The organism is Enterovirga rhinocerotis (assembly GCF_004363955.1).
In the GTDB taxonomy this organism is placed as follows: domain Bacteria; phylum Pseudomonadota; class Alphaproteobacteria; order Rhizobiales; family Beijerinckiaceae; genus Enterovirga; species Enterovirga rhinocerotis.
In genome coordinates this window covers 527,947-546,476 of the sequence record NZ_SNZR01000013.1, presented here as the reverse complement: position 1 = coordinate 546,476, position 18,530 = coordinate 527,947, and the positions used below count along the sequence as shown (strand labels likewise).

Annotated in this window: 19 protein-coding genes; 7 read left to right on the top strand and 12 right to left on the bottom strand. The window is 70.5% G+C overall.

The window, feature by feature from the left end:
• Positions 1-73: 73 nt before the first annotated feature.
• A complete protein-coding gene (locus EV668_RS14225) occupies positions 74-796 on the top strand; it encodes a Crp/Fnr family transcriptional regulator (RefSeq protein WP_166652470.1) in 723 nt (240 codons plus the stop codon).
• 18 nt (positions 797-814) lie between these two features.
• On the opposite strand, the gene EV668_RS14220 is transcribed toward EV668_RS14225, so the two are convergent.
• Genes EV668_RS14220 through EV668_RS14205 form a run of 4 tightly spaced genes read right to left on the bottom strand, consistent with a single transcriptional unit; the run spans position 815 to position 4,279 of the window.
• Positions 815-1,360: a hemerythrin domain-containing protein gene (locus EV668_RS14220; RefSeq protein WP_342636835.1), complete on the bottom strand. Its 546-nt coding sequence runs from the start codon at positions 1,358-1,360 to the stop codon at positions 815-817.
• Positions 1,357-1,488 carry a cytochrome bd-I oxidase subunit CydX gene (gene cydX / locus EV668_RS14215; protein WP_133771109.1) on the bottom strand — a complete coding sequence of 44 codons (132 nt, stop codon included), beginning with the start codon at positions 1,486-1,488 and terminating at the stop codon, positions 1,357-1,359. Before cydX ends, EV668_RS14220 begins: the two co-directional genes overlap by 4 nt.
• 24 nt (positions 1,489-1,512) lie before the next feature.
• Positions 1,513-2,667, bottom strand: a complete 1,155-nt coding sequence (gene cydB / locus EV668_RS14210; RefSeq protein ID WP_133771107.1) for a cytochrome d ubiquinol oxidase subunit II — start codon at positions 2,665-2,667, stop codon at positions 1,513-1,515.
• A gap of 25 nt (positions 2,668-2,692) precedes the next feature.
• The gene (locus EV668_RS14205) at positions 2,693-4,279 is read right to left on the bottom strand and encodes a cytochrome ubiquinol oxidase subunit I (protein ID WP_133771105.1); all 1,587 of its coding nucleotides are present in this window, start codon (positions 4,277-4,279) and stop codon (positions 2,693-2,695) included.
• Between the two features lie 272 nt (positions 4,280-4,551).
• Between EV668_RS14205 and EV668_RS14200 the strand changes: the two genes are divergently transcribed.
• From EV668_RS14200 to EV668_RS14175, 6 genes are all read left to right on the top strand, one after another.
• Positions 4,552-6,054, top strand: a complete 1,503-nt coding sequence (locus tag EV668_RS14200) for an ABC transporter transmembrane domain-containing protein (protein ID WP_342636834.1) — start codon at positions 4,552-4,554, stop codon at positions 6,052-6,054.
• On the top strand, positions 6,051-7,673 hold the full coding sequence (locus EV668_RS14195) for an ATP-binding cassette domain-containing protein (protein ID WP_133771101.1): 1,623 nt from the start codon (positions 6,051-6,053) through the stop codon (positions 7,671-7,673). Before EV668_RS14200 ends, EV668_RS14195 begins: the two co-directional genes overlap by 4 nt.
• Before the next feature lie 83 nt (positions 7,674-7,756).
• Positions 7,757-8,455 (top strand): CBS domain-containing protein, encoded by a 699-nt coding sequence (locus tag EV668_RS14190; RefSeq protein ID WP_133771099.1) that lies wholly within the window; start codon positions 7,757-7,759, stop codon positions 8,453-8,455.
• Between the two features lie 113 nt (positions 8,456-8,568).
• Complete coding sequence (locus EV668_RS14185; protein ID WP_133771097.1) at positions 8,569-9,807, top strand: NAD(P)/FAD-dependent oxidoreductase; 1,239 nt, start codon at positions 8,569-8,571, stop codon at positions 9,805-9,807.
• Positions 9,808-9,906: 99 nt separating this feature from the next.
• Positions 9,907-10,893: an Ldh family oxidoreductase gene (locus EV668_RS14180; protein WP_133771095.1), complete on the top strand. Its 987-nt coding sequence runs from the start codon at positions 9,907-9,909 to the stop codon at positions 10,891-10,893.
• A 101-nt stretch (positions 10,894-10,994) separates the two neighbouring features.
• The gene (locus EV668_RS14175) at positions 10,995-11,477 is read left to right on the top strand and encodes a hypothetical protein (RefSeq protein WP_133771093.1); all 483 of its coding nucleotides are present in this window, start codon (positions 10,995-10,997) and stop codon (positions 11,475-11,477) included.
• Between the two features lie 84 nt (positions 11,478-11,561).
• Here EV668_RS14175 and argB read toward each other — a convergent pair whose 3' ends face one another.
• The 8 genes from argB to gnd all read right to left on the bottom strand — a co-directional run bounded on the left by argB (position 11,562) and on the right by gnd (position 18,402).
• Positions 11,562-12,455 carry an acetylglutamate kinase gene (gene argB / locus EV668_RS14170; RefSeq protein WP_133771091.1) on the bottom strand — a complete coding sequence of 298 codons (894 nt, stop codon included), beginning with the start codon at positions 12,453-12,455 and terminating at the stop codon, positions 11,562-11,564.
• Between the two features lie 95 nt (positions 12,456-12,550).
• Positions 12,551-14,089: a S10 family peptidase gene (locus EV668_RS14165; RefSeq protein ID WP_133771089.1), complete on the bottom strand. Its 1,539-nt coding sequence runs from the start codon at positions 14,087-14,089 to the stop codon at positions 12,551-12,553.
• A gap of 40 nt (positions 14,090-14,129) precedes the next feature.
• Complete coding sequence (locus EV668_RS14160) at positions 14,130-14,582, bottom strand: DNA polymerase III subunit chi (protein WP_133771087.1); 453 nt, start codon at positions 14,580-14,582, stop codon at positions 14,130-14,132.
• A gap of 163 nt (positions 14,583-14,745) precedes the next feature.
• On the bottom strand, positions 14,746-14,898 hold the full coding sequence (locus EV668_RS24825; protein ID WP_166652469.1) for a hypothetical protein: 153 nt from the start codon (positions 14,896-14,898) through the stop codon (positions 14,746-14,748).
• A gap of 17 nt (positions 14,899-14,915) precedes the next feature.
• Entirely contained in the window at positions 14,916-15,053 is a 138-nt protein-coding gene (locus EV668_RS24820) for a hypothetical protein (RefSeq protein WP_166652468.1), read from the bottom strand.
• 285 nt (positions 15,054-15,338) lie between these two features.
• Positions 15,339-15,884, bottom strand: coding sequence for a gluconokinase (locus EV668_RS14155; protein ID WP_245513172.1), 546 nt, complete (start codon positions 15,882-15,884; stop codon positions 15,339-15,341).
• Entirely contained in the window at positions 15,881-17,389 is a 1,509-nt protein-coding gene (gene zwf / locus EV668_RS14150; protein WP_425359632.1) for a glucose-6-phosphate dehydrogenase, read from the bottom strand. The genes EV668_RS14155 and zwf overlap by 4 nt, the downstream gene beginning before the upstream one ends.
• Positions 17,389-18,402 (bottom strand): phosphogluconate dehydrogenase (NAD(+)-dependent, decarboxylating), encoded by a 1,014-nt coding sequence (gene gnd, locus EV668_RS14145; RefSeq protein ID WP_133771083.1) that lies wholly within the window; start codon positions 18,400-18,402, stop codon positions 17,389-17,391. The genes zwf and gnd overlap by 1 nt, the downstream gene beginning before the upstream one ends.
• Positions 18,403-18,530: the final 128 nt, after the last annotated feature.

Genomic DNA, 18,530 nt, shown 5'->3' with positions numbered 1-18,530 from the left:
TGGCCGGCCGAAGCGAGAGGCGCTCTTTGGCGGAGAGGCTCGCACGAGATCGGGACGCCTCCTGCGAGAGGTCGTGCGCAAGGACATCCACTCCGCCGGCATTCCGGTCCTGTGCGTCTCATGCGAGGCGCGGCACCGCGGCATCTGCGGCTCGCTGACGCCGGACCAGCTGGCCACGCTCGCCCGCTCCTCCGTCAAGCACAAGGCGGAGCCGAGCCGCGAACTGGTCGGGGACGCGGAGAGCATCGAGCGCTATTCGAACATCCTGTCGGGCGTCGTGAAGCTCAGCAAGACGCTGTCGGACGGCCGCCAGCAGATCGTCGGCCTGCAATTCGCGCCCGACTTCCTGGGACGTCCGTTCCGGCGCGAGAGCGCGGTGACGGCGGAGGCCGCGACCGAGCTCGAGCTCTGCTCCTTCCCCCGCGCCGCCGTCGAGCGGATGATGGCCGAGCAGCCCGATCTCGAACATCGCCTGCTGGAGCAGACGCTGAAGGAGCTCGATCAGGCCCGCGACTGGATGGTGATGCTCGGCCGCAAGACGGCGGCGGAGAAGGTCGCGAGCTTCCTCCTGATGATCGCCCGGAACATCGACCCGACGGCCGATCCGGACCGCAGGACGGCCGCCTTCGACCTGCCGCTGTCGCGGGCCGACATCGCCGATTTCCTGGGCCTCACGATCGAGACCATCAGCCGCCAACTGACGCGGCTGCGGGCCGAGGGGCTGATCCGGATCGAGCACAACCGGCACGTCACGATCGGCGATCTGGACAGGCTCGCCGACAGAGCCGGGGACTGAGGACGACGCCGCTTCACCCTATCCCGCCTCGGCCCCCCCGCGGCAGGCGATGATCGCCGGCAGGACGTGGTCCCGCTCGAAGGCGACGTGCCGCCGGGCGGATTCGAAGAAGGCCCGCAGCATGTAGCCGAACGCCTCGGGGTTCTCGATGGGCCGGCCGCGGCCCGTCTGCAGGAGGAGGTCCGTGAGATCGTCCGCGGCGCCTTCGTCGATCAGGTGCTCTCCCTTGAGGCGATCGAGCACCGCGCCCGTGCCGCGGCTGCGCGCATAGGCCGGAAAGACCGTCTCCTCCTCGAAGCGATGGCACTCGCGCAGCAGCGGCACGAGATAGCTCGCGACGACGAGGCATTGGAGCCGGTCGACCCTCGAGGGGAGATCGTCGGCGATCGCCTCCAGGGCGTCACAGACCTTGAGCTTATGCTCGTGGGCCCGAACCACGTCGATGCAGGGCAGGTAGCGCCCGCCGATGCATCCCGTCTCGATCGGACAGGCGGCCGGATTCTCGCAGGCCGGCCCCGACCCGTCGCCGCCGGACCCGGCGCCCTGTCGCGCGGAGGTGCTCACGGCGTCGGAAGGTCGACCGTCCCGTCGGCCTCCGTCTCGCGGACCGTCCGCAATTCGTACCAGAGCGCGTTGAGGATGCCGACGGCCGCGGCGAGCCCGAGGCCGAGGATCCAGGAGAAGTACCACATGGCGGTTCGTCCTTTCCGTTCGTTTCAGTAGGCCGAGCTTCCGGCTTCCTTGACGCTGTCCTCGCTGACCCGCCCCCAGAGCACCCGGTAGACCCAGGCGGTGTAGGCGAGGATGAGCGGCATGAAGATCGCCGTCGCGACCAGCATGTTGCGCAGGGTCGCCCGGCTCGAGGAGGCGTCGAAGACCGCGAGCGAATGGCCCGGATGGGTGCTCGACGGCAGCAGGATCGGGAACATCGCGACGCCGACGGTCGTGACGATCATGGCGACGCCGAGCTTCGAGGCGACGAAGGTCCAGCCGGGCCGGTTCGCCAGGAAGCCGAGCGCCGCGGCGAGCGGAGCCGCGATCCCGAGCGCCGGCACGAGCCAGAGCAGCGGATAGGCCCGGAAATTCGCGAGCCAGGCGCCGGCATCGGCGACGACCGTCTTGCCGAGCGGGTTGGACGGCCCGACCCAGTCGATCGGCGAGGTCACGCGATAGCCGCCGAGGACGCCGAGCCAGACGAGAGCCCCGCCGCCGGCGAACAGCGCCGCCGTCGCGAGCGCGGCCTTCGTCCCGATGGCCCGGGAGCGATCGACGACCACGCCGTCCGCCTTCATGGCGAGCCAGGCGGCGCCGTGCATGACCAGCATGGCGAGCGAGACGAGCCCGCAATACAGCGCCACTAGGTTCAGCAGGCCGAAGAGATTGCCCTCGTAGATCGGCCGCAGATCGCCGGTGAAGAGGAAGGGCACCCCGCGCAGGGTGTTGCCGACCGCCACCCCGAAGATCAGGGCCGGCACCGCGCCGCCGATGAACAGGGCCCAGTCCCAGCGCGCGCGCCAGACCGGGTCCTCCTTCTTCGAGCGGTACTTGAAGCCGACCGGCCGCAGGATGAGCGCCGCCAGGACCAGGAACATCGCGAGATAGAAGCCCGAGAAGCTGAGCGCGTAGAGCGCCGGCCAGGCGGCGAAGATCGCCCCTCCCCCGAGAATGAACCAGACCTGGTTGCCTTCCCAGACAGGGCCGATCGTGTTGATGGCGACGCGCCGCTCGATATCGGTCCTGGCGACGAAGGGCAGGAGCGCCCCGACGCCCATGTCGAACCCGTCGGTGACGGCGAAGCCGACCAGCAGCAGGCCGAGCAGGAGCCACCAGACGACGCGCAGCGTGGCGTAGTCGAAGAGAAAGTCGATCATCGTCCTCGATCCTTGCGTTGGGGCGTCATTCGGCGGGCTGGACGGCGAGGGGACGGGCGGGTGCCCGCGTCGTCGCGAACATGGCCTCGACCTCCCGCGAGATGTCCGGGCCCTTGCGGATCGCGGCGAGCATCAGCTTCACCTCGATCACCGCGAGCACGCCGTAGAGCAGCGTGAAGCCGGCGATCGTCAGGAAGAGGTTGTAGACACCGAGTTCCGAGGTCGCGAGGAAGGTCGGCAACACGCCGTCGATGATCCAGGGCTGGCGCCCGACCTCGGCGACGAACCAGCCGAACTCGATCGCGATCCAGGGCAGCGGCATGGCGATGATGGCCATGCGGAACAGCCAGCGCGGCGCCTCCTCCTCGCGCATCGTGTGCCAGAAGGCGACGGCGAAGACGGCGAGCAGCACGAAGGCGCACAGGACCATGATGCGGAAGGTGAAGAACAGCGAGGGCACGTGCGGGACGGTCGTCCAGGACGCCTCCTTGATCTGCGCCTCGCTCGCCTCCCGGGGATCCGCCACGAAGCGCTTCAGCAGGAGCGCGTAGCCGAGATCGGCCGAGCTGCGGGCGAAGGCCTCGCGGGCAGCCTGGTCGGTGCGGTCGGCCTTGATCCGCTCGAGCGCGTCATAGGCGAGGATGCCGTTGCGGATGCGGACCTCCGCCTTGGCGACGAGTTCCTCGATGCCCTCGATCGGCTTGTCGAGCGAGCGCGTCCCGATGAGGCCCATCGCCCAGGGGATATGGACCGCATACCGGGTCACGCGCTCCTTCAGATCGGGGATGCCGAAGGCCGTGAAGTCGGCCGGCGGCGGCTCCGTCTTCCACATCGCCTCGATGGCGGCGAGCTTCATCTTCTGGTTGTCGGTGAGGGCGTAGCCGCTCTCGTCGCCGAGCACGATGACCGACAGGGTCGAGGCGAGGCCGAAGGCCGAGGCGATGACGAAGGAGCGCTTGGCGAGCGCGACGTGACGGCCCTTCAGCATGTACCAGCTCGAGACGCCGAGCACGAAGGCCGCCGCGCAGACATAGCCGGCCGAGACGGTGTGCACGAACTTCGCCTGGGCGACCGGATTCATGATCACCGCCAGGAAGTCCGTGACCTCCATCCGCATCGTGTCGACGTTGAAGGCCGATCCGACGGGGTTCTGCATCCAGCCGTTCGCGACGAGGATCCAGAGCGCCGAGAAGTTCGTGCCGAGCGCCATGAGCCACGTCACCACAAGGTGGGCTCGCGCCGAGAGCCTGTCCCAGCCGAAGAAGAACAGGCCGACGAAGGTCGCCTCCAGGAAGAAGGCCATCAGGCCTTCGATGGCGAGCGGCGCCCCGAAGACGTCGCCGACGTAATGCGAGTAGAACGCCCAGTTCATTCCGAACTGGAATTCCATCGTGATGCCGGTCGCAACGCCGAGCGCGAAGTTGATCCCGAACAGAACGCCCCAGAATTTCGTCATGTCGCGCCAGATCGGCCGGCGCGTCATGACATAGACCGTCTCCATCATGGCGATGAGGATGGACAGCCCCAGGGTCAGAGGCACGAAAAGGAAGTGGTACAACGCGGTCAGCGCGAATTGCAGTCGCGACAGATCGACGAGAAGCAGATCGACCATCAAGGATCATCCTGGCGCGGCCTTCCTCGCGGGAGGCGCCGCAATCGCCCCGCCCGCCGGCATGGCGTTGGGGCTCCTCGTCCACCTAGTCCTCCTCCGCCGCCGCCAACTTGATCTGGATCAACCCGGCATTCCTGCCGCCATGAGAGAGGCACGGCATGACCAACCTCTCCGGCCCATCGTCATCGAGGCCGCCCCCGTCTGCCGATGGCAGGGCTCCGGGGGCACTCGCTGCAGCCCGCGCGCTCGGCGCGCGTGGAACGAAGCGCGCATTGGCCTGGCAGATGGCCCGCTCGCTGCTCCGGCTCGGCTTCTCGGGCACGGCGGCCGTGCTTGCCGGCCGCCTGATCATGGGCTCCGAGATCGCGGCCTGGATGGTCCCGGCCCCGCCGCTCCTCCTGGTCCTCGCCGCGCTTGCCGGCTGGGTCGCCGACCGCATCCAGGCCGAGACGGAAGCCGGGGTGGCGAATGGTCTGCGGGAGGAGGCGCTGGCGCGGCTCCGGGCTCTGCCCGCGCGCTCGGTTCAGGCCGTTCCGGTCGGCGAATTGCTCGTCGGACTCCAGCGGCATCCCGAATCGATCGCCGCGCTCGTCGTCGGCCATCGCGTCGCCCGGCTCATGCTCGCGCTCGGCCCACTCGCCGCCGCCGCCGCGATCCTCGGCGTCTCGTGGCAGGCCGCCCTGCTCGTGCTCGGCCTGACGCCGGTGATGATCATCTTCTTCGCCTTCATCGGCGACGCGATCCGGCGCCGCGCGAAAGCGCAGGAGAAGGCGCTCGGACGCCTCGCCGGGCAATTCGCCGACCGCATCCGGACGCTGCCGACCATCCTCGCCCATCATGCCCTCGGCGCCGAGGAGGCGAAGCTGAGGATCCGTCTCGACGCCTATGCCGGCGAGACGATGGGCGTGCTGCGCGTCGCCTTCCTCAACGCGGGCGTGATCGACTTCTTCTCCTCGCTCTCGATCGCGATCCTCGCGGTCTTCCTCGGCCTCGGGCATCTGGGACTCGCCTCGATCCCCGGCTTCTCGGATCTCGCGCTCTGGCAGAGCCTCTTCATCCTGATGATCGCGCCCGAGTATTTCGCGCCCTTCCGGCGCTACGCGGAGCAGTATCACGCCAAGGCGGAGGGAGACGCGGCGGCCGACGCACTCGACAGGCTCCTCGAGCCGGCTCCTCCGCCAGCCGCTGACCTGCCGCATCTCGACCGAATCGCGGGAACGATCGCGCTGCCCCCGGGCGGGCTCGTCGCCGTGTCCGGCGCGAGCGGCTCGGGCAAGTCGACCCTCCTGCGCCGTCTCGCCGGTCTCGAACCCGGCATCGAGGCGGCGCCCGGCCTCGCCACGGTCTCCTGGGCCGCGACCGACAGCTACGTTCCGGACGGCGATCTCGGCGCGGCCATCGCCTGGGGCACCGACGCCCCGCCCGAGCCCTCGCGGCTCCTTCTCGCGGCCGGGCAGGTCGGGCTGCTCGACGACACGCTGCTGCCGGGAGGCCTCGGCGCGCGGGTGGAGAACGGCGGCGGGAACCTCTCGGGCGGCCAGCGCCTCCGGATCGCCATCGCCCGCGCCCTTCTGACGGACCGCCCCGTGATCGCGGACGAGCCGACGGCCAAGCTCGATCCCGCCACCGCCGCGCTCGTCCGAGACGCGCTGCGGGACATGGCGAGAAGCCGTCTCGTCCTCGTCGCGACGCATGACGGCGCCCTGCTCCGCCTCGCCGATATGACGATCCACCTCGATCCGGCCGACCAGCCCGCGCGGGAGAGCGCCTCGTGACGACCCTGTCCGCGCCGCCCACCGAAGAGACGTCCGAGACCGGCCGACCTCCGAAGGACTCCCCCTGGGCGGCCGCCATCCTGCTCGCGCTCGCGGCGCTCGCCTGCGGCGTGCTGCTCGCCGGATTGTCCGCCTGGTTCCTCGGCGCGGTGGCGATCGCCGGGCTCTCCTCGGCGGCGCTCACCTTCAACGTCCATATCCCGGCCGCGCTCGTCCGGCTCTTCGCGATCGGACGGACGGCGGCGAAATACGGAGAGCGGCTGGTCGGCCACAAGGCGGCTCTGCTCGATCAGGCCCGTCGCCGCGGCAATCTCTTCGCGGCCATGGCGCGCGCGCCCTCCGTTCGCCGCGCGGGCTGGCAGTTCGGCGACCAGGACCGGCTGGCCGATTACCTCGACGATGTCGAGGACATGGATTTCGCCAAGCTCCGGGTCGATCTGCCGCTCCTCACCGTCGGAGCGGGCGCCCTCGCCTGCCTCGTCGCCACGCTCCTCGTCGCCCCGCTCGCGATCCTGCCGATCGCGGCGCTCGCGGCCGCGATCGCGGCCCTCGCCGCCCGGCTGGCCGTGGCCGGGCAATCGACCTGGGACGAGGTCCGGCGGGCGCGGCGAGAGGGTTCGCAGCGGATCGGAGCGGCCATCGCGGCGGCGCTCGCCCTCCAGGCCGAGGACGCCTGGAGCGAGCGGCTGTCGAGCGCCTTCGGACCGCTCGCCCGTGCCGAGGATCGCCTCCTCGCGATGCGGCGCTCCTTCGCCGCGCTCGATGCCGTCGCCGGCCTGTTCGGCCCCCTCGCCGGCATGGCGGTGATGGCCGCAGCCTGGTTCGCGGGGGAGCGCCTCGACGGCCTCCTCGTTCCCGCCTTCCTGGCCTTCGCCTGGCTGGCGCTGGGGGAGACGGCGCTCGGGGCCTCAAAGATCCTGGTCGCCGCCTTGCGCCGGCGCGCCGCCGCCCGGGAGATCGCGCGGTGGTCCGGCGACGCCACCGCCGAACCGCGGCCCGAGATCGCGAGCCCGAGGCTGACCACGCTCCGGCTCGCCGGCTGGCAGCGCCTGACCCCGAACCACCGCCCGATCGGACGGCCTTTCGCCGCCACCTTCGAGGCCGGCCGGCCGACGCTGCTCACCGGCCCGAGCGGCTGCGGCAAGACGAGCCTCCTCAAGCAGATCGCAGGCTGGATCGGCAACGACATCGCCGACAGCCGCGCCCTGGTGCTCCTGCCCGGAGCCCGCCGGCAATTGAGCGTGTTCTGTCCGCACGATGCCGCGATCCTCGCCGACACCGTGCGCGCCAACCTCTTCGCGCCGAAGGCCACCGATGATGCCATCCGGCAGGCGCTCGCGGCGATGGAACTCGGCGCCCGCATCGATGAGGCAGGCGGCCTCGACGGCTGGATCACCCAGGAATCCCTGTCGCTCGGCGAGCGCCAGCGGCTCAACCTCGCCCGCGCCTGGCTGTCGACCCGGCCGCTCGTGCTCCTCGACGAGCCGACGGAACATCTCGATCCGGACCAGGGCGCGCGGATCCTCGACCGGCTCTTCGAGCATCTCCGCGACCGGATCGTCATACTCTCCAGTCATCGCGGCACGGAGGAGGCCGGCGACCGCGCCATCCGCCTCTGAACCGCGAGGTTGATCTCGATCAACCCATGCGGCAGCAGAGGCGTTATGGTTCGAGGGTCGGACATGGGATCGGGAGCAGGAACATGAAGGTCGCGGACGTCTTGACCTGGGGTGTCGTCTCGGTACGGCCCGACGACACCTTGGAGCGCGCAGTCGCCCTGATGCTGGGCGAGCGCGTGAGCGGGCTGCCGGTGGTGAGCGAGGCCGGCGAACTGGTCGGCATCCTGACGGAGGGAGACCTCCTGCGCCGTGCAGAACTCGGCACCGAGAAGCGCCGCACCCGCTGGCTCGAATTCCTCGCCGGCCCCGGCAAGCTCGCGGAGGAGTACAGCCAGGCGCGCGGACGGCGCGTGGCCGAATTGATGACGGAACGCGTCGTCTCCATCCCCCTCTCCGCCCCGCTGTCGGAAGCGGTCGACCTCATGACCCGGAACAAGGTGAAGCGGCTTCCGGTCGTGGACGGGCAGCGCGTCGTCGGCATCCTGAGCCGGTCGGACCTGCTGCGCGCGCTGTCGCGCTCCATGCCCGCGCCGAACAGGCAGGTGAGCAAGCCGGATGCGGATCTCCTCAAGGAGGTCGAGGCGGAGATGGGGAAGCTGCCCTTCGCCACCGGCGCGATCGAGATCGGGGTCGCCGAGGGCGTCGTGCGCCTCACGGGCGCGATCATGGACGAGCGCGAGCGCAACGCGATCCGCATCGCCGCCGAGAACGTGCCGGGGGTCCGCGGCGTGAGGGACGAACTCGTCTGGATGTCGCCGATGGCGCTGGCACCGGGGCTCTGAAGGCGGCCTCCGAACGGCGATACGCCATCCGCCAGCGATCGGGGAACCGGGAGGCTTGACGCGAATTGAGGCCCTGGCCGGCCGTATCGGGCCGGTGCAGGGCCTGTCGTCACGTGCGTCTCACCGAATATCGCGATCTGCGGGGCGGACAGCCCTGCTGGACCCTGGCCGATCCGGACCCGGGCTCCTCCGACCCCCTCCCCTCCCAGCCCCTGGACGTCGCGATCGTCGGAGCCGGCATCATGGGCGCGATGCTGGCCGAGCGCCTGACGCGCTCCGGGCGCCGCGTCGCGCTCTTCGACCGGAGGCCGCCCGCGCATGGCAGCACGGCCGCCTCCACGGCCCTCGTGCTGTGGGCGGCCGACGTGCCGCTGACGCATCTCGCGCGGGAGATCGGCGAGGACGAGGCCGCACGCCGCTGGCGCCGGGTCTTCCGCGCCGCCGCATCCCTGGCCCGCCGGATCGATGCCGACGGACAGGGCCGCAGCCGGACCGAGCGGCCGGAACTCTACCTCGCCGGATCGCTCCTCGACGAGGACGGGCTGAGGGAGGAGGCCGCCATGCGCGACCGCGCGGGCCTTCCCTCCCGCTTCATCTCCGCCGGCGAGGTCGGCCGGCGCTTCGGCATCGCCCCGCGCGCCGCGCTCCTCTCCGAAGCCAGCTATTGCGTCGATCCCGTGCGTCTGACGCTGGGCCTTCTGGACCGTGCGCGAGGGCGGGGCGCGACGCTGCATTTTCCCGTCGACGTGACGGCCCTCGAGCAAAGCGCCGGCGGCGTTCGGCTTGCGGTCGAAGGCACCCCCGGGATCGAGGCGGGCACGGTCATCCTGGCCAGCGGCTACGAGCGTCCGCTCTGGCACCTGCCATCCGCCTTCTCGGTCCTGTCGAGCTACGCGATCGCGACGCCACCGGGCTCGACGCCGCTGTGGCGCGAACACGCCATCATCTGGGAAGCCGCATCGTCGTATCTCTATGCGCGGGAGACGGCCGATGGCCGGGTCGTCGCGGGGGGCGAGGACGAGGACCTCACCGATGGCGATGCCCGGGACGCCCTGATCGGCGAGAAGGCCGGCGCGATCCGAGCGAAGCTCGAGGCGCTCCTCGGGGGACGCGCCGTGGACCTCGACTGCGCCTGGGCGGCGACCTTCGGCTCCTCGCCCGACGGGCTGCCGGCGATCGGCCCCGCGGCCAACGCTCCGAATGTCTGGCTCGCCTCCGGGTTCGGCGGCAACGGCGTGACCTTCGCCGCGCTTGGCGCCGAGATCATCGGCTGCGCCCTCGACGGCACCCCCGATCCCGACGCGGAATGCTTCGATCCCTATCGCTTCGAGGCGGAGACAAAGCCGGCGTAGAGCCGTATCGAGAGCCCTGAAGAACTGAAACCGAACGGTCCCGGTGCGAAGGCGCGCTCGCGCGTCGCCACCGCGGAGGCCGGCGTAAGGGAGGGGCTGATGAAACTCACCATCGAGGAGGCGCGGGAACTCGCGCATCGCGTCATGCGGCGGCTCGGCCATGACGCGTCCGAGGCGTCGATCATCGCCGAGCATCTCATCGATTGCGAATTGCGGGGGATCGGCTACGGCGGCCTCGCCCGCGCCGTCTCGATCGCCGAGAGGCTCGGCAGGACGGAGGATCGGCGCCGGCCGATGGCGATCCTGCAAGAGACGCCCGTCTCGGCGCGGCTCGATGGCGGCGATCGGATCGGATACGTCGTGGGGCACCGCGCGACCGAGATCGCGATCCAGAAGGCCGAGGCTGCCGGCATCGCCATCGTGGGTGCCAGCGACACCTGGTACACCGGGATGCTCTCGGTCTATGCCGAGATGGCCGCCGCACGCGGCCTCGTCACGATGATCGCGTCGAACGCCTCGCCCTGGGTCGCGCCGCATGGCGGCACCGAGGGACGGCTCGGCACCAACCCGATCTGCTTCGGATTTCCGAGCGAGGCCGAGCCGGTGATCTGGGACATCGGCACCTCGGCGATCATCCATGCCGAAGTCACGCTCGCCGGCCGGCTCGGCAAGGAGCTGCCGCCCGGCGTCGCCTATGACGGCGCGGGCGAGCCGACCCGCGATCCGGCCGCCGCCCTCTCGGGCGCCTTCGCGACCTGGGGCGGCCCGCGCGGCTCCGGGCTCGGCATGGTGGTGCAGCTTCTCGGGATCATGGCGGGCTCGGCGCCGCTGCCGCCCGACCTCGAAGGGTTCGGCTTCCTGATCGTCGCGATGCGGCCCGATCTTCTCGGCCCGGAGGATGCCTTCCGCCGCAACGTCGCAGCCTATGCGCAGACCATCCGCGAGACCCGGCCCGTCCCCGGAGGGGGGCCGGTCAGAATGCCGTTCGACCGATCCCGCGCCGAGCGGGACCGGCGCCGGGGCGAAGGCGTGATCGAGGCCGAGGATGCGATCGTCGCCACGCTCCGACGCATCGCGGAGGACTGAGCGGCTCCACCGGTCCGGCTCGCGGAACCGCGGGCCGTGTCCGGCGTCACGTGATATGGCTTCCGGAGTCGGCCCTTCGAGGCATCCACGATCGGTGCGCCATGTGGGCTTTTCGGTGGGACAGTGGGGCACTGCGACACGGCGGGCTGCTTCTTGGCTGCGTCGGAGCCGCCATCGGGGCGTCATGGGTCGCGATCGGGCAGGCCGGAACGAGCTTTCCCGATCGCTACGATAAAGTCTGCATCGTCACGTTTTACGAAGGCGCGCCGCGGGCGCCGTTGAGCGTGCGCCTGCCCCGCTTGGGAAACCAGCACCCGATCGGCAGCACTCCACCCAACCACGTCTCATTGATCTTCGCGCACGGCGATACGAGCACCATTGTCCACGTCGGAAAGGACGCTCTTTCGCTCTCGAAGACACACGATCACGACCATCTGCACAGCGAATATTTGTTCGCGGAGGTGCCGAGCGGATACACGTTCTGTAGCGAAAGCCTCGCCTCACCGATCGGATGCGCGGCGACCGAGACGGAGCGCGGCCAGAGATACTGCGCTCCTCTGTTCATCGCATCGAAAGGCTCGTAGCCGCCGGACCCGATGCCGGGCCGCCCCGTCCTTCGAGGCTCGGCTTCGCCGAGCACCTCAGGATGAGGCCGAGACCTTACCGCCTCAGCGCCGGATGAGCGTTCCGGCGCCGAAATCGGTGAAGAGTTCGAGCAGCACCGAGTGGGGCACCTTTCCGTCGAGGATGACGACGGCCTCGACGCCGCGCTCCAGCGCGTAGATGCAGGTCTCGATCTTCGGGATCATGCCGGCGGTGATGGTGCCGTCGGCGATGAGCCCGCGGCACTGCTCGATCGAGAGCTCGGGCAGGAGCTTCTTGTCCTTGTCGAGCACGCCCGGAACGTCGGTCAGGAGGAGGAGGCGCTTCGCGCCCATCGCCCCCGCGATCGCCCCGGCGAAGGTGTCCGCATTGACGTTGTAGGTCTGCCCGTCCGGCCCCGTCGCGAGCGGCGCGAGCACGGGGATCAGCTCCGATTTCAGCACGGCGTCGAGCACGGAGCGGTCGACCGTCTCCGGATCGCCGACGAGGCCGAGATCGATCTCCCGCGGCAGCTTCGAATCGGGATCGACGACCGTGCGCGCCGCCTTCTTGGCGCGGACCATCATGCCGTCCTTGCCGGTGAGGCCGACGGCCCGGCCGCCTTCCGCCCCGATCCAGCCGACGATCTGCTTGTTGATCGAGCCCGCGAGCACCATCTCGACGACCTCGACGGTCGCCTCGTCGGTGACGCGCAGGCCGCCTTCGAAGGTCGACTTGATGCCGAGCTTGTCGAGCATGCGTCCGATCTGGGGCCCGCCGCCATGGACGACGATCGGCTTCACGCCCGATTGCTCGAGCAGCACGATGTCCTCGGCGAAGTTCTCGGCCGCCTCGCGGTCGCCCATGGCGTGGCCGCCATACTTGATGACGACGATCTCCTGGTCGTAGCGCTGCATGTGCGGCAGCGCCTGCACCAGCACCTCGGCCCGGACATGGGCGTTCGGCAGGGGTTCGGGCATCGCAGAGGGTCTCCGGACGATCGCATGGTCGGCGCGCGCGCCGCGCGACCCTCCCCTCTCCGATCTGTGTGACGACGGCAAGTCCCGGCAGGACGTCAATCGCTGCCGCGTGCCTCCAGCGACGTCGCGTAGAGCGAACGGACGGCCTCGCGGAAGGCGAGCCGAGAGGCCTCCCGCGTGTAGAACATGTGCCCGCCGGGATAGACCGCGAGTTCCGCCCTCGGCTCGCCGCCATGGGCGGGAAGCTGGCGCAGCAAAAGGTCGCTGGCGAAATACGGCGTCACGAGATCCGTCAGGCCATGGGCGACGAGGACGCGGAACTTCGCGTCGCGCGCGAGGGCGGCCCGCAACTGGGAGAAGGATTCGGGCGGCTGCCGGCCGCTGCCGAAGCGCCAGGCCCGATTCACGGCGCCGTTGAGCAGCTCGTAGCGGGCATTGGGCACGCGCCAGCCGAGCCGCTGCCAGAGGGTGTCGACGGCCGCGCTGGAGAGCGGCGCCTGCATGCTGTCGAGCCCGCCATCGTCGGCCTGGCTGCGGGGCGCGGTCGGATCGGGGTCGTAGGAGAACAGCCCCGTATCGTAGGCGGAGGCGACCCGCCCCGTCTCGCGGCCGAGTTCGCGCTGGAGGGTGCGGATATCGATCCGTCCGCCCTGGCGCCGCACGAAGGCGGGATCGAGGCCGGTGAGCGCGGCGACCCGCGCGACGATCCGCTCCTGGGCGGCGCCATCTCGCGGCCCGCGCAGGAGATCGACGAGATACTCGCCTGCCGCATAGGCCTCGGCCTCGGCGAGGTCGGCCCGCGAGACCGGCCGCGCGCGCTCGCGGGCCCCGGCGACGATCGAGGGCAGCTTGGTCGCGGCCTCCATCGGCTTCCAGCGCGGCTCGGACAGCCAGCCGAAATCGAAGACCGGCGAGACGAGGACGAGGCCCGAGAGCCCGATGCCCCAATCATCCGCGAGCTTGTCGGCGAGGAGGGGGCCGCGGAAGCCGCCATAGCTCTCGCCGAGCACGAATTTGGGCGAGGTCATGCGGTCGTTCTCGCGCAGCCAGCGCGCGATGACGGCCGAGAGCGAGGCGATGTCGCCCTCGACGGAATGATAATCGCGCGCGCCCTCCGGCGTGGCGGCGCGGCTGTAGCCGGTGCCGACCGGATCTATGAAGACGAGATCGGTGAAATCGAGCCAGGTCTCGGCATTCGGCACCGTCACGGGCGGCGCCGACGGGCTGATCTGGGCGCCGTCGAGCGGCAGACGCCACGGGCCGGCGACGAGAAGGTGGAGATAGGCGGAGGAGGCGCCGGGGCCGCCGTTGAAGGCGAAGGTCACGGGTCGCGACGCGGCCGCCGTGCCGTCGAGCCGATAGGCCACATAGGCGATCTCGGCCTGCACCGTGCCCTTCGGATCGACCAGGGGCAGCGAGCCGGCCGTGGCGCGGACGCGGAGCGTGCGGCCGGGCAATTCGACGACATGGGTCGTCGTCACGTCGGCAGGGAGCGCGCGGCCCGGCTGGCGCGGTTCCGCCCTCGCCTCCTGTCCCGGCTGGGGACGGCCTGCGCCGGCGGGCGTCTGCGCCGGTGCGAGCGTCGGGCAGAGGAGGAGCAGGGCTGCGGCGGCGAGGCGAAGGAGCGACGTCATGCGACGAGCATAGCGGCCGATGAGGGCGGAGGCGTGGCCGTCAGCCGCGCTTCTGCCAGCGCCCGTCCTCGTCCTGCTGCCAATAGGTGACGGCATGGCCGGCGCCCCGGAAGCGGCGCCACGATTCGCGCGCGGCGGCCACCGCGTCCTCGTCGCGCCCGTCCAGCATCAGGACGACGCGTTCGTAGCGGTCGAGATCGGACGGCGGGTCCGCGCCTTCCGCCAGGAACAGGATGGCCGCGCCGTTCCGGTTCTCGTCACCCTGCGTCAGGAGGATCGGCTGCTCGTCCGGCTCCGGCTCGCGGTCCGTCCCGTGCGGCAGGAAGCTCTCGTCCGAGAAGGCCCAGAGATGATCGTCGAGCGAGGCGAGCCGCTGCTCGCTGTCGATCTTCACCAGCGCCCGCCAGCCGCGTTCGCGCGACTTCATGAGAAGCGTCGGCAGGACGGCTTCCAGCGTCTGCCGCTGAAGGTGGTAGAAATGGATGTCCGTCACCCGAAGCTCCGGATCGCCCGGAGGCGCGCCGGGCGGACGCCTCCATAGCCGATGATGCGGCGCTCCGGGAATCCGGCGCGATCCCGCGCCGGATCTCTCCGTGGCTGGCCGGGACGAGCACGGCCGTGAACGGGTGAGTCGAACGCGCGCCGGGCGTCGAGCCCTACCCCGCGCGCGGCGTCTCGTGGTGCTGCGCGGCGCCGCTCTGCTGGGGAGGCTCGACCACCTGCCGGGCGAGGACATGGGCGAGCGTGATCGGCAGGAAGACCAACAGGATCATCAGCCACAGGACGGCTGCGGTCGAATTTCCCGACATTCCGGTCCGGCCCGCCATCACGCCACGCGCGGGGCACGAAGCCCCGTCCCGTCGACGGCGTCGTTGCAGGAGACGTCGAGGCGATCACGCTGCGAAAGCAGGGTTACGCCGGCATGCAGCCGGTGCTGCACGAGAGAGCGAATCTCGGTGTACATGGCTCACCTCCGAACGACCGGCCCATCAGGCCGGCGGGGTGAGCCGGATCGGATCGATCAGGCGCCCGGAGCGGCCAAAACTGGCGCGGTCAGTCGACTATGACTGTCGCTTGGCATGGGGTTGGCGAATTCCGATTGGGGCCGCGCGCAAGACGCCCGACCTGACAGAGGAGATGCCTCTCCGGGACTCGAAGGTCAACCCCTCGCAGGCCGAAAACCGAGTGGCGCGTTGATCTTGCCGCAATGCGGCACGATCCGGCCATGCTGCTGCGGAGAGCGCGGGTCCTAAGGGGCCTTGGCCTCGAGCGCCGCGGCGAGCCTGTCCAGCATCGCCTCGGGCGTCGCCTCGACCGAAAGGGTGATCGGACGCTCGTCGGGCGCCGGCGGCTCGAGCGTCGCGAACTGGCTGTCGAGCAGGCTCTCCGGCATGTAGTGATGGCGCCGCTTCGCCATGCGCGCGCCGATCACCTCCCGGCTCCCTTCGAGGTAGACGATGCGGACCTCGTCCGGCTCCCCGCCGACGAGGATGTCGCGATAGGCGCGCTTCAGGGCCGAGCAGGCGACGACCCCGTGGCCTCCGGCCTGCCGGGTCTCGACCAGCCAGGCCGCGATGGAGCGCAGCCAGGGCCAGCGGTCCTCGTCGGTCAGCGCGATGCCGGCGCTCATCTTGGCGATGTTCTGCGGCGAGTGGAACGAATCACCGTCGCGGAAGACCCAGCCGAAGCGCTGGGCGAAGGTCTCCGCCAGCGTCGACTTGCCGGAACTCGACACGCCCATGACGACGAGGCCATGCGGCGCGCCGGTGGGAGCGCCCTCCCCCGCCGCCGTCACAGGCTCCTCCAGGCCCGCCCGTCGCGGGCGAGGAGCGCCTCGGCCTCGGCCGGCCCCTGGCTGCCGGCGCTGTAGCGCGCCATCGGCGCAGCGCCGTCGCTCCAGGCGTCGAGGATCGGCTGAACCACGCGCCAGCCGGCCTCGATGTTGTCGGCCCGCTGGTACAGCGTCGCGTCGCCCGTCATCGCGTCGTAGATCAGCGTTTCGTAGCCCGTCGACGGATCGACGTGGAAATGGTCGCGATACTTGAAGCCCATCGAGACGCGGTCGAGCTTGACCTGGGGGCCCGGCACCTTGGCGCCGAATTCGAGCGTGATCCCCTCGTCGGGCTGGATCTGCAGCACGAGCCAGTTCGCGACCGGGGCGGCGACCGCCGTGTCGCGGAAGAGCGCGAGCGGCGCCTCCTTGAACCGGATCGCGATCTCGGTGTCGCGCCGGATCATCGACTTGCCGGTGCGCAGGTAGAAGGGCACGCCCGCCCAGCGCCAGTTGTCGATATCGAGCCGGAGCGCCGCATAGGTCTCGGTCGTGCTGTCCGGCGCGACGTCCGGCTCCGAGCGGTAATCCGCGACGAGCTTGCCGCCGACGGCGCCCGCCCCGTATTGCGCGCGCACCGCGTTGCGCAGGGCCGAGGAGCGGTCGAGCGGGCGGACGGCCGCCAGCACCTCCTCCTTCTTGTTGCGGACGTCGTCGGCCGCGAAGGAGATCGGCGGTTCCATCGCGATCAGCGTGAAGAGCTGGAACAGGTGGTTCGGGATCATGTCCCGCATGGCACCGGTCGCATCGTAGAAGGTGCCCCGGCGCTCGACGCCCACGGCCTCCGCGACGGTGATCTGGACGTGGTCGATCCGATCGCGGTTCCAGAGCGGCTCGAAGAAGCCGTTGCCGAAGCGGAAGGCGAGGATGTTCTGGACCGTCTCCTTGCCGAGGAAGTGGTCCATGCGGAAGACTTGGTCCTCCCGCAGGACGGCGAGGATCTCGCGGTTGAGGGCCTGCGCCGACTCGAGATCGTGCCCGAAGGGCTTTTCCACGACGACCCGGCGGAAGCCGCCGGCATCCTCCGCGAGCCCCGCCCCGCCGAGCTTCTGGACGATCGGCCCGAACAGGGGCGCCGCGACGGCGAGGTAGAAGAGCGCGGCCCCGCCATCGAGCCGCCGTCCGATCTCGGCGTAGAGGGCGGGATCGGAGACGTCGCCCTGGAGATAGTCGAGCTTGCCGACGACGCGGTCCCAGGCGGCCTCGTCGAAGCCGCGCTCGGAGACGAAGCTGCGGATGGCCTCGCCGAGCTGGTCCTTGAGATCCTCGGCCGACAGGGCCGAGCGGCCGATGCCGAGGATCGAGAAGCCGTCCCCGAGCAATCCCCAGCGCGCGAGGTTGTAGAGCGCCGGCACGAGGAGACGGCTCGTGAGGTCTCCGGTCGCGCCGAAGATCACGAGCGTGCAGGGCGGGGCGGGCTTGGCGCCCCGCGCCGAGGCCCGCGGACGGTCGGAGGCAGGCGGGGCCATCATCCGCGCGGCGCCTTGGCGGGCGTTCCTGCCGGCGCCGCCTTCGGCTCCTGGTGGCCGCCGAACCCCTTGCGCATGGCGGAGAGAACCTTGTTGGCGTAATCGGCCTTCCCGCGCGAGCGGAAGCGAGCATAGAGCGCCGCGGTCAGGACGTCGGCGGGCACGGCCTGCTCCACGGCCGCGTTGACGGTCCAGCGTCCTTCGCCCGAATCCTCGACGATGCCGGAGAAGGCATCGAGATCCGGATCCTCCGCGAGGGCGGAGGCCGTGAGGTCGAGCAGCCAGGAGGTGACGACGCTGCCGCGCCGCCAGACCTCGGCGACGTCGGCGACGTCGATCGGCAGGCGCTGGTCCTCCGGCAAGTCCTCCGAGGCGGCGCTGCGCAGGATGTCGAAGCCCTCGGCGAAGGCCTGCATCATGCCGTATTCGATGCCGTTATGGATCATCTTGACGTAATGCCCGGCCCCGTTAGGCCCGGCATGGATGTAGCCCTGCTCGGCGCGCGGATCGCGGCCCTCGCGGCCCTTGGTGCGCGGCACCTCGCCGATCCCCGGGGCCAGGCAGGCGAAGATCGGATCGAGCCGGTCGACGGCCTCCTTGTCGCCGCCGATCATCATGCAATAGCCGCGCTCGAGCCCCCAGACGCCGCCCGAGGTGCCGACGTCGAGATAATGGAGGCCCTTCTCGCGCAGGATCGCGGCGCGCCGGATGTCGTCCTTGTACATCGAGTTGCCGCCGTCGATGATCGTGTCGCCCGGCGCCATCAGCCCGGCGAGTTCAAGCACGGTCTCCTCCGTGATCCGGCCAGCGGGCAGCATCACCCACACCGCCCGCGGCGCATCGAGCTTCGCCACGAGATCGGCGAGGCCGGAGGCGGGCGTCGCGCCCTCCGAGGCCAGGGCCTCGACGGCCTGCGCGTTGCGGTCATAGACGACGCAGGAATGCCCCCCCTGCATCAGCCGGCGAACGATGTTCCCGCCCATCCGGCCGAGGCCGATCATCCCAAGCTGCATCAAGGCTCTCCCTGTCGGTTCGGCCCCCCCCCCGCTTCGGCGCGAAGGTCGAGTCATCCATCAGTATGACCGGATGAGGTGCGAAGGATACACGCCGCAGCCGGAGCACGCTTCACCCTCCCCTGGAG

Bases quoted from the DNA above. Each gene is read 5' to 3' on its own strand.
- EV668_RS24825 (WP_166652469.1), bottom strand. From the start codon at position 14,898: ATGTCGGGAAATTCGACCGCAGCCGTCCTGTGGCTGATGATCCTGTTG.
- EV668_RS14165 (WP_133771089.1), bottom strand. From the start codon at position 14,089: ATGACGTCGCTCCTTCGCCTCGCCGCCGCAGCCCTGCTCCTCCTCTGC.
- EV668_RS14205 (WP_133771105.1), bottom strand. From the start codon at position 4,279: ATGGTCGATCTGCTTCTCGTCGATCTGTCGCGACTGCAATTCGCGCTG.
- EV668_RS14190 (WP_133771099.1), top strand. From the start codon at position 7,757: ATGAAGGTCGCGGACGTCTTGACCTGGGGTGTCGTCTCGGTACGGCCC.
- gnd (WP_133771083.1), bottom strand. From the start codon at position 18,402: ATGCAGCTTGGGATGATCGGCCTCGGCCGGATGGGCGGGAACATCGTT.
- cydX (WP_133771109.1), bottom strand. From the start codon at position 1,488: ATGTGGTACTTCTCCTGGATCCTCGGCCTCGGGCTCGCCGCGGCCGTC.
- EV668_RS14175 (WP_133771093.1), top strand. From the start codon at position 10,995: ATGTGGGCTTTTCGGTGGGACAGTGGGGCACTGCGACACGGCGGGCTG.
- cydB (WP_133771107.1), bottom strand. From the start codon at position 2,667: ATGATCGACTTTCTCTTCGACTACGCCACGCTGCGCGTCGTCTGGTGG.
- EV668_RS14180 (WP_133771095.1), top strand. From the start codon at position 9,907: ATGAAACTCACCATCGAGGAGGCGCGGGAACTCGCGCATCGCGTCATG.
- EV668_RS24820 (WP_166652468.1), bottom strand. From the start codon at position 15,053: ATGTACACCGAGATTCGCTCTCTCGTGCAGCACCGGCTGCATGCCGGC.
- argB (WP_133771091.1), bottom strand. From the start codon at position 12,455: ATGCCCGAACCCCTGCCGAACGCCCATGTCCGGGCCGAGGTGCTGGTG.
- zwf (WP_425359632.1), bottom strand. From the start codon at position 17,389: ATGGCCCCGCCTGCCTCCGACCGTCCGCGGGCCTCGGCGCGGGGCGCC.